This is a genomic window from Fontisubflavum oceani, from assembly GCF_030407165.1.
Taxonomy (GTDB): domain Bacteria; phylum Pseudomonadota; class Alphaproteobacteria; order Rhodobacterales; family Rhodobacteraceae; genus Rhodophyticola; species Rhodophyticola oceani.
The window spans coordinates 3496141-3515983 of the sequence record NZ_CP129111.1; the positions used below are offsets into that span (position 1 = coordinate 3496141).

A 19843-nucleotide genomic window follows, 5' to 3' on the forward strand; every position below is an offset into this window, starting at 1 on the left:
ACTTTCAGCCGCCGCCCCTCTTAGGCGGGGCGCAGGCCCAGCATCTCGCGCGCCTCGGTCACGCTCGCCACAGGGCGCTCAAAACGGTCGCAAATCTCCACAACCCGGCGCACCAATGCCGCATTCGACGGTGCTAAGGTCTCGCGGTTCAGACGAACATTATCCTCCAGTCCGGTTCGTGCATGCCCACCCGCAGCGACAGACCATTCATTCACCTCAATCTGATGTGGGCCAATGCCTGCTGCGCACCATTCGCTCTCGGGCAAAAGCCGCTCCATGGTTTTGACGTAGTAGTCAAACACATACCGATCAGCGGGCATGGCGTTTTTCACACCATGACGAACTGCACATAAGCCGGCGCAGCCAAGCGCCCGTCGCGCTGCATCTTGGCGGCCTGATGAATATGGCTCAGATCAAAGGCTTCGATCTCTGGCTTGATGTCATAGGTCAACATCTCGCCCGCCAGCCAATCGACCAAATCCGGCGGGTTCTCATAGACCCGCGTCGGGAAGTTGTTCGATCCGACAGAAAGAGACGCCATATCGGGCCTCAAGGGCAACATGCCCCCGCGTGCCTTGCCTGCGCCAGACCGCCCACCGGTGGAAAACTGGATGATCATCCCCGGGCAATGCTGCTCGACTGCGTCTTTCAGCGCGGCGAATTTCTCCGGGTCCGAGCTTGGGGTTTCGTCGGCGTTGCGCACATGGGCATGTACAATCGCAGCGCCCGCCTCAAAGGCTTCATGGGTGCTCTCAACTTGCTCGGAAATGCTGATCGGGACGGCTGGATTGGCGGCTTTGGTCGGGACTGAGCCGGTTATGGCAACGCAGATAATACAAGGTTTAGACATCGGTTCTCCTTCGCGCGCCAACCTGCCGCCAATGCCCGGCGACTGCAAGCGGGAGCATTTGTGCCCGCCGCGCGATCCGCGTAGACCGAGGGCACGGACGCGAAAAGGACCGCTTACATGACCGACCCCGTTGCCACGCTTCTCGACCTGCTCGATATCGAACCGCTGGAGTTGAACCTCTATCGCGGCAAGGGCTCGGGCGGCGAAACCTCAAAGCGGATATTTGGCGGTCAGGTCGTCGGGCAGGCCCTCTCGGCGGCCTATCACACGGTCGAGGGGCGGAGCTGCCATTCGCTGCACGCCTATTTCATGCGCCCGGGCGATCCGTCCCGCCCGGTGATCTACGAGGTCGACCGTGCCCGCGATGGCGGCAGTTTCACCACCCGCCGGGTCATCGCGATTCAGAACGGCAAGCAAATCCTCAACATGGCCGCGTCGTTTCACGTCGACGAGCCGGGACTTCACCACCAGCACGACATGCCCGACGCACCCGATCCCGAGACGCTGCCCACCCGCGCCGAAGCCAAGGCGAAAATGGCCGCCCGCGCGCCAGAGGCTCGCCGCGCCGACATCTTGCGCCCCTCGCCCATCGAACTCCGGCCCACGGATGACTATGATCCGTTGACCCCAAAGCCGTCGCCCGACGGCCATTCGGTGTGGTTCCGGCTGACCCGCCCGGTGCCGGATGCACCCGCCTGGATGCAGCATTGCCTGCTGACCTATGCCAGCGACCTCCATCTGATGGGCACCGGCATGCGCCCCCATGGCAAAAGCATCTTTACCGGCGAAATGATGATCGCCAGCCTCGATCACGCGATCTGGTTTCACGCGCCCGTCGATTTCGGCCATTGGCATCTCTATGTGATGGACAGCCCCTGGACCGGCGCCGGGCGTGGCGTCAATCGTGGCTTGATCTATGCCGCCGATGGCACGCTTGTCGCCTCGACCGCGCAAGAGGGTCTGATGCGCCCGGTCACTCCGGGTTAAAACTACGCAACGGAAGTCGCGCATTTTCCAAACGCCCCGCTATTCTCTGCCCCGAGGCGTGGAGGATGCCGCCCCAAAATCGACCCGGAGGAGGACAGATGGATTTGACCTATTCGCCTGAAGAACAGGCATTTGAGGCCCAGGTGCGCGAGTTTCTGCGCGATCACCTGCCCGAAGATCTTTCCACCAAGGTCCGCACCCACCGCGAATTGACCAAAGACGATATGGATCGCTGGCACGCGATCTTGAACGCCAAAGGCTGGCTCGCCGCCACTTGGCCGGTCGACCATGGCGGCACCGGCTGGTCTCCGGTAGAGCAGCATATTTTCGAGGAAGAATGCTGCCGCGCCCATGCGCCCCGCATCGTGCCCTTCGGGCTGAAAATGCTCGGACCCGTCCTCCTGAAGTTCGGCAGCAAAGCACAGCAGGAAGAGTATCTGCCGCGCATCCTCGATGGCACCGATTGGTGGTGCCAGGGCTATTCCGAACCCGGCGCGGGTAGCGATCTGGCCTCGTTGAAAACCCGGGCCGTGCGGGACGGCGATGACTACATCATCAATGGTCAGAAAACCTGGACCACGCTCGGCCAACACGCCAATCGCATCTTCTGTCTGGTCCGGACCTCGACCGAAGGCAAACCGCAAGAGGGGATCAGTTTCATCCTGGTCGATCTCGACACAGCCGGGATCGAGATGCGTCCAATCCGCCTGATCGAGGGTGGCCATGAGGTCAATGAAGTCTTCTTCACCGATGTCCGCGTGCCAGCCGGCAACCTGGTGGGCGAAGAGAATATGGGCTGGACCATCGCCAAATATCTGCTTCTGCATGAGCGGACCAATATCGCGGGCGTCGGCTACTCCCTACAAGCGCTCGAAGAGCTGAAATCCCTCGCAACGCAGATCAAACGCGGCGGCAAACCCCTGATCGAAAACCCGTTATTCGCCGCGAAACTGGCGGAGGTGGAGATTGATCTCGAAGCGATGAAGCTCACCAATCTGCGCATGCTCTCCGAAGCGCAGAAAAAGGGCGCGCCGGGCCCGGAAACCTCAATGCTGAAGATCAAAGGCACCGTGATCCGGCAGGCGATCAACGATCTGGCCCGCCGCGCGCTTGGCCCCGCCGCCGCGCCCTTCCCCTCCGAAGCGCTGGAGGGCAACGCGGCGCTGGTGCCGGAGGATCACGCGGCCAATGCGGCGAGCTATTTCAACAACCGGAAAATCTCGATTTATGGCGGCTCGAACGAGATTCAGAAGAATATTTTGACCAAAGGGATGCTGGGCTGATGGATTTCGAGATTTCCGAAGACCGCCGGATGTTGGCCGACAGCCTTGGCCGGTTCCTCACCGATCAATACGGCATCGAGCACCGCAATGCAGTTGCTTATGAAGCGCCGTTCCACGACCCGGCGAAATGGGCCGATCTGGCGGAACTGGGCGTGCTCTATGCGCTGGCGCGCGAGGATCAGGGCGGCTTTGGCGGCAGCGGATTCGATGTCGTGACGGTGTTCGAACAGCTCGGGCGCGCGCTTTGCCCCGAGCCGGTTTTACCGCAGCTTCTGGCCGCACGGCTGCTGATCGCCGCAGGTGCGGATCTCGAGCCGCTCCTGTCGGGCGCGACGCGCTACGCGGTGGCTCTCGGAGAAATCGACGCGCCTTATGCGCTCGATCAGATCACGACAGAGGCAAAGAAAACGGGCGACAATTGGCATATTTCTGGCCGAAAATCCGTAGTTTACGGACTTGGCGCCGCCGATACCCTGCTCGTTGCGGCGCGTCATGCCGACGGGCTCGGTCTATTCCAACTCGACTCATCCGATGCAGATGTGACGACCTACGGTATGGTCGATGGCGGTGGTGCCGGCGAAGTCTTCTTGGACAACGCGCCGGCCGTCTTGCTGTTCGATGAGGCCAACGCCGCGCTGCAAGACACGCTCGATTGGGGGCACTGGCGCTTTCGGCCGAGGCGGTCGGGGCCATGGATGCGGCCAATGCAATGCTGATCGACTATCTGAAAACCCGTAAACAATTCGGCCGCCCCATCGGCACATTTCAGGCCCTGCAACATCGCACCGTCGAACTTGGCATCGAGATCGAACAGGCCCGCTCCATCACCACGCTTGCAGCCTCTCGAATGGGCACGGATCAGCAATCCCGCACCGTCTCGATGGCAAAAAACCTGATCGGCCGCGCGGCGAAACTGGTCGCCGAAGAGTCGATCCAGATGCAAGGCGGCATCGCGATGACATGGGAGTATCCGGCCTCGCACTATGCCAAACGACTGATCATGATCGACCACCAATTGGGCGATACGGAGTTCCACCTGGAACTGGTCATGGCCGACCTGCACACCGCATCTTAACCCAGAATTAAGGTTAACCCGCCCCTTCTCTGCTTCGGAGATATCCCGGGGGTGTGGGGGCTGGCCCCCACCATGCGCCCGACCACACATAGATAGGTTACAAAACTCCGCAATATCGCAGATCTTTGTAACCTATTCCCCGCCGCTTTGAGCCCGCCGCGGGCGAATTCCGGCACATAAGCACCAAGCTTCAACCCGCGTTTCGGGTCCGACGCATTGCCGTCCAACGCCCGCTTTTTCACACCCTGCAAAATCGCGCCCATGCGGAAGAAACTGAAGGCCAGATAGAAGCCGAAATCCGGAATGCCCGACAGGCCCATCCGCGCGCAATAGGTCGCGATAAAGGCCTGATCCGAGGGCAACCCCTCGGCGGCCCGATCCACCCCCGCCAGGCCGCGTCCCTCCCGCCCGGGCGGCATCTGCCACTGCATGATGACGGCGGCCAGATCGGCGAAGGGATGGCCGATCGTCGACAGCTCCCAATCCAAAACCGCAAGAATGTCAGAGCTGCCCGGGGCGAAGAGCAGATTGTCGATCCGATAATCGCCATGCACGAGACAGCTTCGCCCATCATCCTCCGGGCAAGCCGCACCGAGCCAAGCGATCAGCTGGTCCATCTCGGGGATCGTCTCGGTCTCGGAGGCGCGGTATTGTTTGGTCCAACGGTCGATCTGGCGCTGATAATAAGCCCCATGCGGCCCGTAATCGCTCAAGCCGACAGCCTCAAGATCGACGGAATGAATCGCGGCCAGGACCCGGCCCATTTCGTCGAAAATCGCCGCCCGATCCGAAATCGGCACATCGGGCAAACGCGGGTCATGGAAGTTTCGACCGTCAACATAGTCCATCACGTAAAAGGCCGAACCGATCACCGCATCGTCTTCACACAGCGCCAACATCCGTGCGACGGGCACATCCGAGCCCGCCAGCGCCTGCTGCACGCGGAACTCCCGATCCACCGCATGGGCGGATTTCAGAAGCTTTCCCAGAGGCTTACGACGAAGAACATAGCGTCCCGACGCGGCTTCCAACAGATAGGTTGGGTTCGATTGCCCGCCTTCGATCTTCTGCACGCTGAGCGGCCCCTCGACCCCCGCGACATGGGTCGCCATCCAATCCGCAACCGCCTCTAAATTCAGATCCGTCATGGTGCTTGATTGCTGTATTTCTTCAACTCCGCCCGCGCCACCTGCCGCCGGTGCACCGCATCTGGTCCGTCGGCCAGGCGCAGCGTCCGGATCCGGGTCCACATCGCGGCCAGCGGCACATCTTGCGAAATCCCGGTCGCGCCATGCATCTGCACCGCTTCATCCACGACTTGCAGCGCCATCAGCGGGGCCACCACCTTAATCTTGGAAATCCATGGCTGCGCCGCGCGGACGCCTTCATGATCCATGATCCAGGCGGTTTTCAGGCAGAGCAACCGCGCCATTTCGATCTCCATCCGCGCATTGGCGATGATGTCATGGTTCGCCCCCAGTTGCGCCAGCGGCTTGCCAAAGGCCTCGCGGGTGAGCGCCCGGCGACACATCAGCTCAAGCGCATATTCCGCCTGGCCTATTGCGCGCATGCAATGGTGGATGCGCCCCGGCCCAAGACGGCCCTGCGCCACTTCGAAGCCCCGGCCCTCGCCCAAAACCACATCCGTCGCCGGCACCCGCACATTGGTGAAGCGGATATGCATATGGCCATGGGGTGCGTCGTCGGTGTGATAGACATGCATCGGCCGCAGCACCTCGATCCCGTCCGCATCGGACGGCACCAGCATCATCGTGTGACGCGCGTGTTTCTCGCCTGCTGGATTGGTGCAAGTCATGACAATGTAAAGTGCGCAGCGCGGATCACCGGCGCCAGAGGCCCAGTATTTCTCGCCATTCAAGACGTAGTCATCGCCATCGCGGACAGCGGAGAGGCTGATCTGCGTCGCGTCCGACGAGGCCACATCCGGCTCAGTCATCAGATAGGCCGACCGGATCACACCATCGAGCAAGGGGGCAGCCAGCGGGCTTTCTGCGCCTCGGTACCATAGCGTTCCAAGACTTCCATATTCCCGGTGTCGGGCGCATTGCAGTTGAAGATTTCGGCGGCGATCCCAACCTTGCCCATTTCTTCGGCCAGATAGGCATATTCGACCGTGCTGAGGCCAAAGCCCTTCTCGCTATCGGTCAGCCAGAAATTCCAGAGCCCCCGCTCTTTCGCCTTGGCCTTCAGGCTTGAGAGAATTTCCAACTGCCGCGCCGTATGCTGAAACCGGTCGCCCGAGGGGTGTTTGCCAACCTCGGCTTCATATTCCGCATCCAGCGGGGCGATCTCTTCCATCACCATCTGACGGACTTGCGCCACCAGTGGGCGAACGCGGTCACTCATGCCAAGGTCCATCAACCTCTCCCTTTCGCGTAATCCATCACCGAGGCGAGGGCCGCATCATATTCCCGGGCCAGACGATCCACCAAATCGCTGGCGGGGCCAACGGATTTGACGGTGCCGATCCCCTGCCCCGAGCCCCAGATCTCTTTCCAGGCTTTCGGTTTCGAGGAGCCGGATTTGAAACTCATCGACGAGGCATCCGCACCGGGCAGATTGTCTGGGTCCATGCCCGCCTTGGCGATCGACGGTTTCAGATAGTTGCCGGAGACCCCGGTGAAGAGCGAGGAGGTGACGATATCCTCGGCGCCACCCGCGACGATCATCTGTTTGTAGTCGGGGACGGCATTCGCCTCTTCCGTCGCGATGAAGGGGGAGCCGATATAGCCCAGATCAGCGCCCGCGACTTGCGCGGCCAGGATCGCGTGACCGCTGGCGATGGAGCCCGACAAAAGCAAGGGGCCGTCGAACCATGCCCGGATTTCTTCGATCAGAGCGAAAGGATTCTGCGGCCCGGCATGGCCACCCGCCCCGGCAGAAACGGCAATCAGCCCATCGGCGCCTTTGTCGATCGCTTTCTTGGCGAAGGTGTTGTTGATGATGTCATGGAGCGCGATGCCGCCGCAGGAATGCGCCGCCTCATTCACCTCCACCCGCGCGCCGAGCGAGGTGATCCAGATCGGGACCTTCCAACGGGCGCAAATCTCCAAATCGCGCTCCAGCCGGGTATTGGAGCGATGCACGATCTGATTGACCGCAAAGGGCGCAGCCGGACGGTCGGGATTGGCCTGATTATGCGCGTCCAACGCTTCGGTGATCTGTTTCAGCCAGGCCTCCAGCATTGGCGGCTCACCTTCGGCCTCGCGGGCATTCAGCGCCGGAAAGCTGCCGATAATGCCGGAGGTGCACTGGGCGATGACCAGATCGGGCACCGAGACGATGAAAAGCGGCGCGGCGACGGCGGGAATGCGCAGGCCTTGCAGCGCTTTGGGCAGATGGCTGTCAGAGCGCATGAAGCGCCTGTGATGAATACAACATTATGATCCTCCCTCAGTTATCTGGACGGTAGAGGGGGTATCGTGCCTCGGCAAGCGGGCGCGCTCCCGCAGGACGTCACGTCAGATCATTGCCCGCGTATGGGTGGGTCAGCCAAGGTCCTTGGCATAAGTCGTGAAATCGGCGATCTCGTCAGGCTGCGGCTGCCGCCCGGTGAAGACATAGAGATACATCGGCACCAGTTTCAGGCGGTCCTCCACCGGCTCTTTCAGATCAGCGTCGTTATAGCCGATCTGCATATAATAGAGCGTGCGGGCCCGGGTCAGGGCCTCAAGCGGCGGGTAGTCATAGCGCGCGAACATCTGGGTCAGCGCGTCGAGACGTTTCGCATCGGAGCGGTCCAAGACCCGCCGCACCGCGCCAGATCGGCGAGCCCAATCGCGCACGGCGAAATCAAACGCGACATCAAAGAGCTGCGGGTTCACCACGGCGCGAAAGACGTTGCAAACCGCGCCCGTGACGGTTTCGGCATCGGCGCCAGCCAGATCGACCAGGGCGGCGGTGTTGGTATCTTCCCAATGCTTCAAAAGGGCATCCAACAGATCCTGCCGCGAGCTGAAATACCAATAAAAACTGGACCGGGAGACGCCGAGGCGATCCCCGAGAGCCAGCACTTTCACCTGTTCCACCCCGTCGGAGACGAGCACATCCAACGCGACGTTGAGCCAATCCTCGCGGGTCACTTTCACATTGCCGACCAGCGGTTCTTTGGCGGGGTCATTGCGGTGCAAGGGGCGCGAGCGTGGCATGGCTTAGCTTTCGGGCGGCGCGCCACCAGCGGCGCTTTGGATACGAATATACTCATTTAGCGCCGCAACCCGGTCTGGGTCCATCGGGGGCGGGGTGAAACGCGCGAGCTTTTCTTGCCAAATGCCGGTGGCCCGGTGGTTGGCGTCGATCTCGCCGCGTTCGGTCCAGGTGCCGAAATTCGACCAGTCGGCCACCAGCGGTTCATAGAATTCGGTCTGATAGCGCTCCATGGTTTGACCGGCAGCAAAGAAATGCCCGCCGGGCTGCACCTCGGCCAGGGCGTCGAGACCGATCTCCGCCTCGCCCGCTTGCGTCTCGGCACACATCTCGGCCACCATCTGCAAGACTTCCAGATCGGTGATCAGCTTTTCATAAGACACGGTCAGGCCACCCTCGAGCCAGCCCGCCGAATGGATCACCACGGTGGCGCCCGCCAGAAGACAGCCCCAGATGCCGAACTGTGTCTCATTCGCCGCCTGCGCGTCGTTGATATTGGCCGCCGAGCCGCTGGCGCAGCGCCAGGGCAGGCCCACCAGCCGGGCGAGTTGCCCCGCCGCCAGCGAAGCTTTGACATGTTCCGGTGTGCCGAAAGCAGGCGCGCCGGATTTCATATCCACATTCGAGGTGAAGGTGCCGTAGCAGACTGGCGCGCCGGGTTTGACGAGTTGCGTCAGGGTGATTGCCGCCAGCGCCTCCGCATGGCTGAGCGTCATGGCACCCGCCACAGTGATCGGCGCCATCGCTCCCATCAGCGTGAACGGCGTCACGATCGAGACCTGACCCGCACGTGCGAAATCGATCAACCCTTGGGCCATCGGGATGTCGAGCGTGCGCGGCGAATTGGTGTTGATGATCGTGTAACAATGCGGCGCGGCGTGGAAGTCCGCATCCGACAGGCCCCGGAAATCGCGCAACATTTCAAAGCTTTGCGCGACCTGCGGGCTGCCACGGGAGAAGACAAACGGCAGCTTGTCGGTCAGCGTGAGCTGCGCCTCCATCGTTGTATAGTGGCGCAGATGCGTGGGCGCGTCTTGCGGCTCGATCAGCGGCGGGACCATGTGGAGCACGTCGAAAACCTGGGTCAGGATCGTCAGCTCGCGATAATCCTGGATGGTGCCAGGGCGGCGGCCACGGACCAGATCGGTGGCATGCGGTGCACCCGCCCCGGGTTGGAAGATGAGATTGCCCAATTCCAGGGTCAGATCACGGTCGGGGTGACCGGCCTTGACCGGGATCGATTTGGGTGCTGTGGCCAAAGCGGCCTCGATCATCTCGCGCCCGAGAAACACCATCTCCTCGGTCTCATCGACGGTCGCGCCGCCGGCTTTGAACTGCGCCCGCGCCTCGGGCAGAAGGACTTTCACGCCGAGCCGTTCCAAAACATCGAGCGCGGCCTCATGGATCGCATAAATGCGATCTTCGGAGAACACGGCCATTTGCGGGAACGGGTTCTTCAGATGGCGATAGTCGGTTTTGCGTTTGGGTGGGGCCGCCGCGGCCCCCTCCCGCCCGCGTCTGCGCCGTGTGCCCCGGGTCATCCGCGCATCGCCTTGCCTTGCGGATCATAAGGCGATGGCGCGATCACCTTTGCGGCGCGTTCGACCCCGACGACATGAACGCTCAACGCCGCCCCCTCGCCCGCATGCTCCTGGTTCACCAACGCCATGGCCAGCGATTTGCCGGTGTGATGGCCGAAGCCGCCGGAGGTCACGAAACCCACCTTCTCGCCCTCTGCCCAGATCGGCTCAAACCCGCTGGCGTCGGCCCCATCGGCATCGATCTCCAAGGTCACCTGCACCTGTGCCGGGCCGTTGCCATCGCGTTCGGCAATCGCGGCGTCGCGCCCGATGAAATCCGGTTTTTCCCAATCGATCCAACGATCCATGCCGGTCATCCCGGGCGTGTAGCCTTGGGTGAACTCGGCGTTCCAGATGCCGAAGCTTTTCTCAAGCCGGGTGGAGAGCATCGCATTGAACCCGCATTCGCGGAGCCCCTCTCCGGCACCGGCCTCAAGCAGCATCCGGCGGAGCGCCACGTGATCGCCAATGCGGCAGTTGATCTCAAACCCAAGCTCTCCCGTCACCGACATGCGCGCCACCCGCGCCCGGATCAGCCCGATATCGGCCTCCATACAGCCCATGAAGGGCAAGCCGGAAAGATCGGTTTCGGCCACGCTCTCGATCACCGCGCGGGATTTTGGCCCGGCGAGACCAAAGCCGCAAATCTCCTCGCCCAGATCGCGCACCTGAACGCCCTCGGTCAGATGATCGTTGAACCAGCGCATATGCCAGGCGCGGAGGTAATAGCTGCCCATAATCCACCAGCTGCCATCGCCCCAGTTGAAGACCGTCAGGTCACCTTTGAGTTTGCCGGTTTCGCTCAGCATCGGGGCCAGCCGCGCGCGGCCCGGCGCGGGCAGTTTCGAAGCCATGATCCGGTCGAGCCACGCCTCGGCATTGGGGCCGGTGACCTCGTAGCGCGAGAAGCCGGTGATATCGAGCAGGCCAACGCCTTCGCGGATCGCGCGGCATTCCTCGGCCACGATGTCATGGGCGTTAGAGCGTTTCAGCGTCGGCGTCTCTTCGAACCCTTTCGGCGCGAAATAGAGCGGCACCTCCAAGTCCCAACTCACGCCCCATTTGCAGCCCGCCTCTGTCATCGCGTCATGAGCCGGAGCCATTTTCAGCGGGCGGCCTGCGGGCAGTTGTTCGTTCGGATAAGTCATCACGAAACGGCGGGAATAGAATTGCCCGGTGGTCTCGCGAATATAGCGCCGGTTCTCCGCAAAGCCGCCATAGCGAGCGACATCCATGCCATAGACATCGGCCTCAGGCTCGCCATGGATCATCCATTCGGCCAGCGATTTGCCAACCCCGCCGCCCTGCAAGAAGCCCGCCATCACGGCGCAAGCGCACCAATAGCCAGGTTTGCCAGGGACCGGGCCAACCAGCGGGTTGCCATCGGGCGAGAAGGTGAAGGCGCCGTTAACCCATGTTTTCACGCCGACCTCTTGCAGCGCCGGGTAACGTTCGAAGCCGAGGATCAGCTCCTTTTCGATCCGGTCGGTGTCCTCCTGGAACAGCTCCATCCCATAATCCCAAGGCGCGCCATCCATCGCCCAATGCTCATGGTCGATCTCATAGATCCCGAGCAAGACGCCCTTCTGATCCTGCCGGAGATAGGTGAAGCCTTCGAGATCGACCGTCATCGGCACCTCGAAATCCAACTCCTCCAAAGCCGGGATCGTGTCGGAGATCAGGTAATGGTGCTTCAGTGGCGAAACCGGCAGTTCGATCCCCGCCATGCGCCCAACCTGCTTGGCCCAAAGCCCGCCCGCATTGACCACATGTTCGCAGGTGATCGTGCCTTTGTCGGTCACGACCTGCCAGCCATCGGCGGTCTGGATCAGCTCTTCGACCTTGGTGTGTTCGAAAACCGAGGCGCCGTTTTTCTTGGCCGCGCCCGCATAGGCATGCACCGTGCCGGTGGTGTCGATATACCCCTCGCGATCGGCCCACATGCCGCCCAGAAGCCCGTCGCCCGACATAATCGGGTTCAGCGCCACGGCCTCTTCCGGCGTGACCAGGCGACAGTCTTCGATGCCGATGGATTGGAACACCCGATAGGCCGATTGCAGCCATTCCCAGCGGTCCGGCGTGCCCGCCATGGTCAAGCCGCCGGTCATATGAAGGCCGATATTCTGACCACTCTCCTCTTCGATTTTCGGAAGAAGATCAATGGTGTAAGCCTGAAGCGCCGCGATATTCGGGTCTGCGTTCAAGGCATGGATACCCCCCGCCGCGTGCCAGGAGGACCCAGCCGTCAAGATAGAGCGTTCCAGTAGACAAACATCGGACCAGCCGAATTTGGCCAGATGGTAGAGCACCGATGCGCCGACAACCCCGCCACCGATGACCACAACGCGATACTGCGATTTCATGCCGAGCCTCCCTTATCCTCATGGCTTTGGGGGAGGCTATGCGGCGATTCCGACCCTGTCTAGACACATTTGTCTAGTGCTTGCATGTCGCTTTTAGACCACCAGCTTGCGTTGATCCTCCCGCCCCATGGCGATCAGGAATGGGTTCTGGGCCTGTCGGGTCTGGAAATCCGCCTTGCTGGCGAGGCCGCGCCAATCGCAAGCGATCAGCGATTGTGCCACGGCACCGCCAAGCGTCGTGCCCGGACCGGTGACAATGAAGAGATCGGGAGCAAATTCACGGGCCGCGACCGTAACGGCACGGGTGAAATCATAAGGTTCGATGACCTGATGCCCAAGCGTGTAATCCCAAAGCTCCGCTGGATCGGTCGCATATGGCCACCAGATGGCGCCCCGACCGTCAATGAGCGGCGTCTTGGGTTGACCAAACATCTCTGGAGACAGGAGGCGACGCCCCCGTTCTGCAACGGGGGTCTGCATCCCGGTATGAAAAGCCGCATGGTTCGGCAGGCGCAGTGGCGCCCGCGTTGCATCCTTCGGCGCAGCTGCCTCAAACGCGGAGAGGCCCGGCTCATCACCGGCCAAGACAAGCATCCCGCCCAAATCGATCGAGAGCGCCAGAGTGTGGTTTTCTCGGGCGTTGATCTCTGCCACCAAGGCCATCAGATCGCTCTTTCGTGCCGGATCGGGTTGCCAGGTCTCCCCCACAACGGGATAAACCAATTGCCCGCCGATAGAGGCCTCTTGCATCAAGCGGCCCATCGTATTGACGACCCGAAACCCATCTTCGGCGGAAAGCGCACCTCCGGCGGCCAGTGCGATGTACCAGCCCATGGAATTTCCGGTGACGGCAATAATCTCGATATCCTCGGCCAGGGCCTGCGCATCGGCAAAGGAGGACGCATAGATCAGCGGGGATGCGATATCGCCGCGGGTGTGCTTGGCCGTCTGGAACCGCGCGGCACCGTCAAGCTCCGTAACGGTCTCTTGCCCCTCAGCGGTGCGGATCGCATCGAAGCGCGCCAGAAGATCCGGTTTGTCGCCGTGATGACGTGCCAGATACCCAAGTTCGGCTTTGTTATAGGTGCCCCGCCCGGGGCAGATCAGCACCGCACGCCGGGTCATTTTGCACCTCCTACGAGAGCCATTGCTGCCTCAACGATGCCGTCTGCCGAGGGCATGGTGGCGGCATAGGCCGGCCCGGTCGCGATAAAACTGTCCTCCGCCGTGAGCCGGGCATAAGAGGCCACGCCCGCTTCGGCCAGCATCGCCATCAGCGCCTCGGCCACGCCGCCGGAGCGCCGGGTTTCATCGACGATCAGCACATGTTTGCAGCCCGCGATGGCCTCTCGCACAGCAGGTTCCGGCAAGGGGGACAGCCAACGCAAATCAATCACCCGCGCATCGACACCCGCCACCGCAAGCTTTGCCTGCGCCTGATGCGAGAGATAAGTGCCATTGCCGAATGTGACGATGGCGAGGTCCGTGCCGTCGCCCTGTTGGCCGACCTCGCCCAAGGCGATCCGCTGATCCGGCGCGGGATAGGCTTGCATCCAGCCGCCATCGCCTGGCTCATGCAGATCCCGCATCGGATAGAGTGCGATGGGTTCGAGGAAGACAACCAGCCGCTGCTCTTCACGCGCCAGCCGCACGGCCTCGCGCAGCATCATCGCGGCGTCGGCACCATTGGACGGGCACGCCAAGATCAACCCCGGGATATCGCGCAACACGGCGACCGAATTGTCATTGTGGAAATGGCCGCCGAAACCCTTTTGATAGCCGAGCCCGGCAATGCGGAGGACCATCGGGTTGGTGAACTGACCCTGACTGAAGAATGGCAGGGTCGCCGCCTCGCCCCGGAGCTGATCCTCGGCATTGTGCAGATAAGCAAGGAACTGGATCTCGGGCATCGGGACAAACCCGTTCTGCGCCAAGCCGATGGCCAGGCCGAGGATGGATTGCTCGTCCAACAGCGTGTCGATCATCCGGTCCGCGCCAAGACGCTGATGCAGTTTCTGTGTGACGCCGTAAACACCGCCTTTGCGCCCCACATCCTCGCCCATCATGACGACCTCGCCATGCTCCAGCATCAGATCGGTCAGCGCCCAGTTGATCAGGCGCGACATCGGTTGCGGGCTGTCCAACTGCTTGAGATCGCTGCCAAAGGCCGCCGCCCGCGCCTCTGCCGACGGGCCATTGGTCGGGCGGCAGGCGCGTTTCGGCGGGATCAGGCTCGACATCACATCTTTCGCGGTTTTCAGACGCGGGCGGGTCGTCGCTTCGGCGGCAATGGCCTGCACCCGGGCGCAGGTCTCGTCATAAATCGCCAGAGCCGCGCTGCGATCCAGTGCCCCGGCCGCTTCCAACAAGCGGACGGAGTGCAAAAGCGGGTCATTCGCCTCCTCCGCCTCGACCTGCGATTTTGGCAGATAGGTGGTGGGCAGATCGGCCCCCGCATGGCCGTAGAGCCGCACCATGGTGAGGTGGAGCACCGCCGGTTTGCGGCGCGTGCGCACATAGTCAGCGGCCTCAGCGGCCGCGCGCGCCGTATCGTAGAGGTCCAACCCATCGGCATGGACGTATTTCACGCCGGGGCGATGTTGTAGCGAGGCCGCGACCCAGCCTTTCGGCGTTTCCGTCGAGATCCCAATGCCATTATCCTCACAGACGAACAGAAGCGGCAGCGGCACTGATTGCACCGAGGTCCAGCCCGCCGTGTTGATCGCGCCTTGCGCCGTGGAATGGTTCAACGAGGCATCGCCAAAGGAACAGACTGAGATGGCATCTTCGGCCAGCATCCGGTGTTCGGGCGGGTGCCGCCGGGCCAAGCCCAACCCATAGGCCGCGCCGACGGCTTTCGGCAGATGGCTGGCAATGGTGGAGGTTTGCGGCGGGATCATCAGCGGCTTGGAGCCAAGCACTTTGTGCCGCCCGCCAGAGATCGGGTCTTCGGAAGAACACGCAAAGCTGAGGAGCATATCCCAAGCGATCGATTGCCCCGGCACCTGATCGGCGCGGGCGATTTGAAACGCAGCATCGCGGTAATGCAGGAAGGCGATGTCATCGGGGCGCAGCGCATGCGCGACGGCGGCCATCCCCTCATGGCCAGACGATCCGATCGTGTAAAACCCCTGCCCGGCTTTCTGCATCGCGCGGCTTGTTCGATCCAACGCCCGGCTGAGGCATTGCGCCCGAAACAGCCGCACCGCATCCGGGTTGCTAAGCGCGGCATTTGGTGCCGCGCCAGGCGGAAGGTCGCCCGCGCGGACCCGGGTTTGGAAATTTTCATGTACGATCTCGGCGCGGTCCATCCTGCTCCCCAAATGATGGTGGTGCCCGGGTTCCGGCCCGGGGTCGGCGCGAGGTTAGCGGCAGTGTCAGAGACTTAAAACTCCCTGATTGCGGAGGGCGGCACCGGGTTCCGGCAAGTTGCCGGAGCAATGTGTCAAACTGCATGTATGGGCTGGCACCGGGGGAGAATCTGAGCAAAGCTTGCCTCGAACTTTGCTGAGGACAGCCGTCATGCCGCATCCGCTTGTCACGCCCGACCAAATCGCCGCCTATCAACGCGATGGGGCCGTGCTGATCAAAGGGCTCTTTGCCGATCATGTTGACACCTTGCGCAGCGGCATTGCCCGCAACATGGCAGAGCCCGGGCCCTATGCTGCCGAGAACCTCAAGGAGGGCGAAGCGGGCCGGTTTTTTGATGACTATTGCAATTGGACCCGCATCCCGGAGTTTCAGGACGTGGTCGCCACCTCGCCCGCGGCTGAGGTGGCCGCCGATTTGATGGGGTCGGAGCGTGTGCAAATGTTCCACGATCATGTTCTTGTAAAAGAACCGGGCACCTCGAAACCCACGCCCTGGCATCAAGATGGGCCGTATTACTTCGTCGAGGGGCGGCAGGTGGTTAGCTTCTGGTCACCGCTTGACCCAGTGCGCGAGGCGTCGTTGCGTTGCGTCGCAGGTTCGCATTTATGGGGAAAGCCGGTCTTGCCGACCCGCTGGCTTTCGGAGGAAGATTTCTATGCCGAAAGCGACGCCTATCTGCCGGTGCCGGACCCTGATGCCGAAGGCATGACAGTGTTGGAGTGGGAGATGGAGCCGGGGGATGCGGTGGCGTTCCATTACGGCTGTTTGCATGGTGCGCGCGGCAATGAAGCGGTAACGCGACGGCGCGCCTTTTCGCTCCGCTTATTGGGTGATGATGCGCGTTATGTAGAGCGCCCAGGGCGGACGTCGCCGCCCTTCCCCGGCCATGACATGGTGCCGGGCCAGCGGCTCCGCGAAGACTGGTTCCCGGTGATCTGGACTCGGTCGGCACAGAGCCGCTGACGCATTCAGTTCAGCGCTGCGCGATCTGCCAATCGGGATGCATCCACGGTTCCGCATTGGAGGGCGGTAAGGGTGTCTTACCCAGGATGTGATCCGCCGCTTTCTCACCCACCATGATCGAGGGGGCATTCAGATTTCCATTCGGAATCAATGGGAAGACAGAACTGTCAGCCAAGCGCAGCCGGTCAACACCGATCACCCGCGCTTGCGGGTCTACGACCGCCATCGGATCATCGGCACGGCCCATCCGCGCCGTTCCGCAGGGGTGATAGGCGCTTTCGGCATGCTCACGAATGAAACCGTCCAACTCGTCATCCGATTGCAGCGCATTGCCCGGTTGGATCTCATGCTTCACGTAGGGTTTGAACGCGTCTTGCGCGAAAATCTCCCGGGTCAGGCGGATGCAACGGCGGAAATCCTCCCAATCCTGCTCCGTCGACATGTAGTTGAAGAGGATTTTGGGTGGGTCCTTTGGGTCGGTCGACGCCAATGTGACGGCTCCGCGTGACGGGCTGCGCATTGGGCCAACATGGGCTTGGAACCCGTGGCCTTCGGCGGCTGTCTTGCCGTCATAGCGCACCGCAAGCGGCAGGAAATGAAACTGAATATCGGGATAATCGATGCCGGCGCGGCTACGGATGAAGCCGGTGGATTCAAATTGGTTCGAGGCGCCCAGACCGGTTTTGGTGAAGAGCCACTGCGCCCCGATCACCGCTTTCGAGATCAGGTTCCAATGCTTGTAAAGTGTCACCGGCTGACTTGCCGCCATCTGGATATAGAGCTCCAGGTGGTCTTGCAGGTTCTGCCCCACGCCCGCGCGATCCGCGACAACCGGAATGCCATGCTCAATCAAATGCGCAGCCGGGCCGATCCCGGAGAGCATCAACAGCTTCGGTGAGTTGATTGAGGAGGCGGCGAGGATCACCTCGCGGCGCGCTTTGATCACCTCGGTCCCGCTGCCGCGCGCCACTTCGACTCCGACGGCGCGCCCTTGTTCGATCACCACACGTCGGACCTCTGCACGCAACAGATCGCAGTTTTCCCGCTTCAGCGCGGGCCGCAGATACGCATTGGCCGCCGACCAACGCCGCCCGCGCCAAACAGTTTGCTCAAACGGGCCAAAGCCTTCCTGTTGATGGCCGTTATAGTCATCCGTCCTGGGATAGCCTGCCTGCTGCCCGGCTTCGACAAAGGCGTGATAGAGCGGATTTTTTCGCGGGCCGCGGGTCACATGCAGCGGACCCGTTGTGCCGCGCCAATGCATGTCGCCACCCCAAGGACCCGGATGCCAATGCTCCAGCCGTTTGTAATAGGGCAGCACATCGGCATAGCTCCAGCCATCCGCGCCCATCTCGGCCCAGGTGTCGAAATCGCGCGCATGGCCGCGCACATAGATCATGCCGTTGATCGAGCTTGATCCACCGACGACTTTGCCGCGCGGCGTGGCGAGGCGACGACCGCCCAGATGCGGCTCCGGCTCGGATTGGAAGCCCCAATCATAGCGCCGCATATTCATCGGATAGCTGAGCGCGGCGGGCATCTGAATGAACGGGCCGATATCGGTGCCACCGGCCTCTACAATCAGGACCGAAGCGCCGCTCTCCGACAAACGATAGGCCATTGCACAGCCAGCCGAACCGGCGCCGACGATCACAAAATCTGCTTCCATGTCAGAGCCTTAGAAAGGGGCCTCTACAGCGTTCATCGCGATGTAGACGGTCCGGGTTTGGGAGTAGTGGTTGAGTGCTTCGCGGGAGTTTTCGCGACCGACGCCGGAGGCTTTGACGCCACCAAAAGGCGCTTCAACGGGCGCGAGATTGTAGCAGTTCACATAACAGGTGCCAGCCTCGAAACTTTGCACCACGCGATGGGCGCGGGTGATGTCTTGGGTAAAGACGCCCGCGGCCAGGCCAAATTCGGTGTCATTGGCCCGGGCGATCACCTCCTCTTCGGTCTCGAAATCGAGGACGCTCAGCACCGGGCCGAAGATTTCCTCTGTCGCGATGGTCATCTTATCGGTGACATCGGTAAAGACCGTGGGGGCGAGGAAGAACCCGTCGCGGTCGAGGCGTGTGCCACCAGTGACCAAGTGCGCCCCCTCCTCAAGACCCTTGGCGATATAGCCCGCAACAATCTTCATCTGCGCCTCCGACACCATTGGGCCGAAGTTTGTTTTCTCATCCAGAGGGTCGCCGATCACGGCATCGGCAAGCCGTTCGCTCAGCCGGGCCAGAAACGCCTCTTTGATACCGGATTGCACAAAAACCCGGGTGCCGTTGGAACAGACCTGACCAGAGGAATAGAAATTCGCCATGATCGCACCAGAGACGGCATTTTCCAAATCGGCATCGTCAAAGATCACCAGAGGAGATTTGCCGCCCAGTTCCATGGTGACGTGCTTCATGCCCGCAGCCGCAGCGGCATAGACCTTCTTGCCCGTTGGTGCCGAGCCGGTGAGCGAGACCTTGGCCACGCGCGGATCGGTGGAGAGCGCCGCGCCAACCGGGCCATAGCCCTGGATCACATTGATCAGCCCCGGGGGCGCACCGGCTTCCGTCAGGATTTCAGCAACTCTCAGGGCACAAAGCGGCGTCGTTTCGGACGGTTTAAACACCATCGCATTGCCGCAGGCGAGCGCCGGGGCCGTCTTCCAGCAGATGATCTGCGTCGGGTAATTCCATGCGCCAAGCCCCGCGCAGACGCCAAGCGGCTCGCGGATCGTATAAGCGAAATCGCCGCCAGGCAGCGAGATATGTTCCCCGGTCATCGTCGCTGCATGGGCCGCGAAGTATTCGAGGGCATCGGCACCGGAGGTCGCATCGGCCACCAGCGTTTCCTGTAGCGGTTTGCCGGTGTCGTACGTCTCCAACACGCTCAGCTCATGATTGCGGTCGCGCATGATTTCCGACGCCCGGCGCAAGATGCGGGACCGATCCGCGCCGCTGGTCTTGGCCCAAACCCTCTGCGCCGCCTTTGCCGCCTCCAGCGCCTGATCAATGATCGCAGGCGTGGCAGCATGGAGCGTGCAGAGCACCTTTCCCGTGGCCGGATAGACCACCGGAATCGGGTCACCAGCGCTGTCTTCAACATAGGTACCATTGACAAAATGGCTGGCTTGGGGGGTGTGAATGTCATTACAATCCTCATTCGGCGCGCCGCTCGCGCGCATCACATTCAAGGTCGGTCCGTTGCAAAAAGCGGCC

General features: G+C 61.9%; 14 protein-coding genes and 2 pseudogenes. 5 read left to right on the forward strand and 11 right to left on the reverse strand.

Annotation, left to right across the window (positions count from 1 at the left end; all coding sequences use genetic code 11):
• Positions 1-20: 20 nt before the first annotated feature.
• Positions 21-850 (reverse strand): annotated as a pseudogene (locus QTA57_RS17730) (3-keto-5-aminohexanoate cleavage protein).
• A gap of 117 nt (positions 851-967) precedes the next feature.
• Here QTA57_RS17730 and QTA57_RS17735 point away from each other — a divergent pair.
• From QTA57_RS17735 to QTA57_RS17750, 4 genes are all read left to right on the forward strand, one after another.
• The gene (locus tag QTA57_RS17735; protein WP_290152890.1) at positions 968-1837 is read left to right on the forward strand and encodes an acyl-CoA thioesterase; all 870 of its coding nucleotides are present in this window, start codon (positions 968-970) and stop codon (positions 1835-1837) included.
• A 98-nt stretch (positions 1838-1935) separates the two neighbouring features.
• On the forward strand, positions 1936-3120 hold the full coding sequence (locus QTA57_RS17740; RefSeq protein WP_290152892.1) for an acyl-CoA dehydrogenase family protein: 1185 nt from the start codon (positions 1936-1938) through the stop codon (positions 3118-3120).
• Complete coding sequence (locus tag QTA57_RS17745; protein WP_290152893.1) at positions 3120-3836, forward strand: acyl-CoA dehydrogenase family protein; 717 nt, start codon at positions 3120-3122, stop codon at positions 3834-3836. Before QTA57_RS17740 ends, QTA57_RS17745 begins: the two co-directional genes overlap by 1 nt.
• Positions 3812-4195: an acyl-CoA dehydrogenase family protein gene (locus QTA57_RS17750; protein WP_290152894.1), complete on the forward strand. Its 384-nt coding sequence runs from the start codon at positions 3812-3814 to the stop codon at positions 4193-4195. Before QTA57_RS17745 ends, QTA57_RS17750 begins: the two co-directional genes overlap by 25 nt.
• On the opposite strand, the gene QTA57_RS17755 is transcribed toward QTA57_RS17750, so the two are convergent.
• From QTA57_RS17755 to QTA57_RS17790, 8 genes and pseudogenes are all read right to left on the reverse strand, one after another.
• The gene (locus QTA57_RS17755; protein WP_290152895.1) at positions 4192-5343 is read right to left on the reverse strand and encodes a phosphotransferase family protein; all 1152 of its coding nucleotides are present in this window, start codon (positions 5341-5343) and stop codon (positions 4192-4194) included. The genes QTA57_RS17750 and QTA57_RS17755 overlap by 4 nt on opposite strands.
• Positions 5340-6574: pseudogene (locus tag QTA57_RS17760) on the reverse strand (acyl-CoA dehydrogenase family protein). The gene QTA57_RS17755 and the pseudogene QTA57_RS17760 overlap by 4 nt, the downstream one beginning before the upstream one ends.
• The gene (locus QTA57_RS17765) at positions 6574-7572 is read right to left on the reverse strand and encodes an NAD(P)H-dependent flavin oxidoreductase (protein ID WP_290152897.1); all 999 of its coding nucleotides are present in this window, start codon (positions 7570-7572) and stop codon (positions 6574-6576) included. Before QTA57_RS17765 ends, QTA57_RS17760 begins: the two are co-directional and overlap by 1 nt.
• A 132-nt stretch (positions 7573-7704) precedes the next feature.
• Entirely contained in the window at positions 7705-8364 is a 660-nt protein-coding gene (locus QTA57_RS17770) for a TetR/AcrR family transcriptional regulator (RefSeq protein WP_290152899.1), read from the reverse strand.
• Positions 8365-8367: 3 nt separating this feature from the next.
• Positions 8368-9903, reverse strand: a complete 1536-nt coding sequence (locus QTA57_RS17775) for a trimethylamine methyltransferase family protein (RefSeq protein WP_290152900.1) — start codon at positions 9901-9903, stop codon at positions 8368-8370.
• Complete coding sequence (locus QTA57_RS17780; RefSeq protein WP_290152902.1) at positions 9900-12305, reverse strand: GcvT family protein; 2406 nt, start codon at positions 12303-12305, stop codon at positions 9900-9902. The genes QTA57_RS17775 and QTA57_RS17780 overlap by 4 nt, the downstream gene beginning before the upstream one ends.
• 93 nt (positions 12306-12398) lie before the next feature.
• Positions 12399-13430 (reverse strand): ACP S-malonyltransferase, encoded by a 1032-nt coding sequence (locus QTA57_RS17785; protein ID WP_290152904.1) that lies wholly within the window; start codon positions 13428-13430, stop codon positions 12399-12401.
• The gene (locus QTA57_RS17790) at positions 13427-15616 is read right to left on the reverse strand and encodes a thiamine pyrophosphate-dependent enzyme (RefSeq protein WP_290152905.1); all 2190 of its coding nucleotides are present in this window, start codon (positions 15614-15616) and stop codon (positions 13427-13429) included. The genes QTA57_RS17785 and QTA57_RS17790 overlap by 4 nt, the downstream gene beginning before the upstream one ends.
• Before the next feature lie 211 nt (positions 15617-15827).
• Between QTA57_RS17790 and QTA57_RS17795 the strand changes: the two genes are divergently transcribed.
• The gene (locus tag QTA57_RS17795) at positions 15828-16640 is read left to right on the forward strand and encodes a phytanoyl-CoA dioxygenase family protein (RefSeq protein WP_290152907.1); all 813 of its coding nucleotides are present in this window, start codon (positions 15828-15830) and stop codon (positions 16638-16640) included.
• Positions 16641-16650: 10 nt separating this feature from the next.
• On the opposite strand, the gene betA is transcribed toward QTA57_RS17795, so the two are convergent.
• Both betA and betB read right to left on the reverse strand, forming a co-directional pair.
• Positions 16651-18309, reverse strand: a complete 1659-nt coding sequence (gene betA / locus QTA57_RS17800; RefSeq protein WP_290152908.1) for a choline dehydrogenase — start codon at positions 18307-18309, stop codon at positions 16651-16653.
• A 9-nt stretch (positions 18310-18318) separates the two neighbouring features.
• On the reverse strand, positions 18319-19809 hold the full coding sequence (gene betB / locus QTA57_RS17805) for a betaine-aldehyde dehydrogenase (protein WP_290154975.1): 1491 nt from the start codon (positions 19807-19809) through the stop codon (positions 18319-18321).
• Positions 19810-19843: the final 34 nt, after the last annotated feature.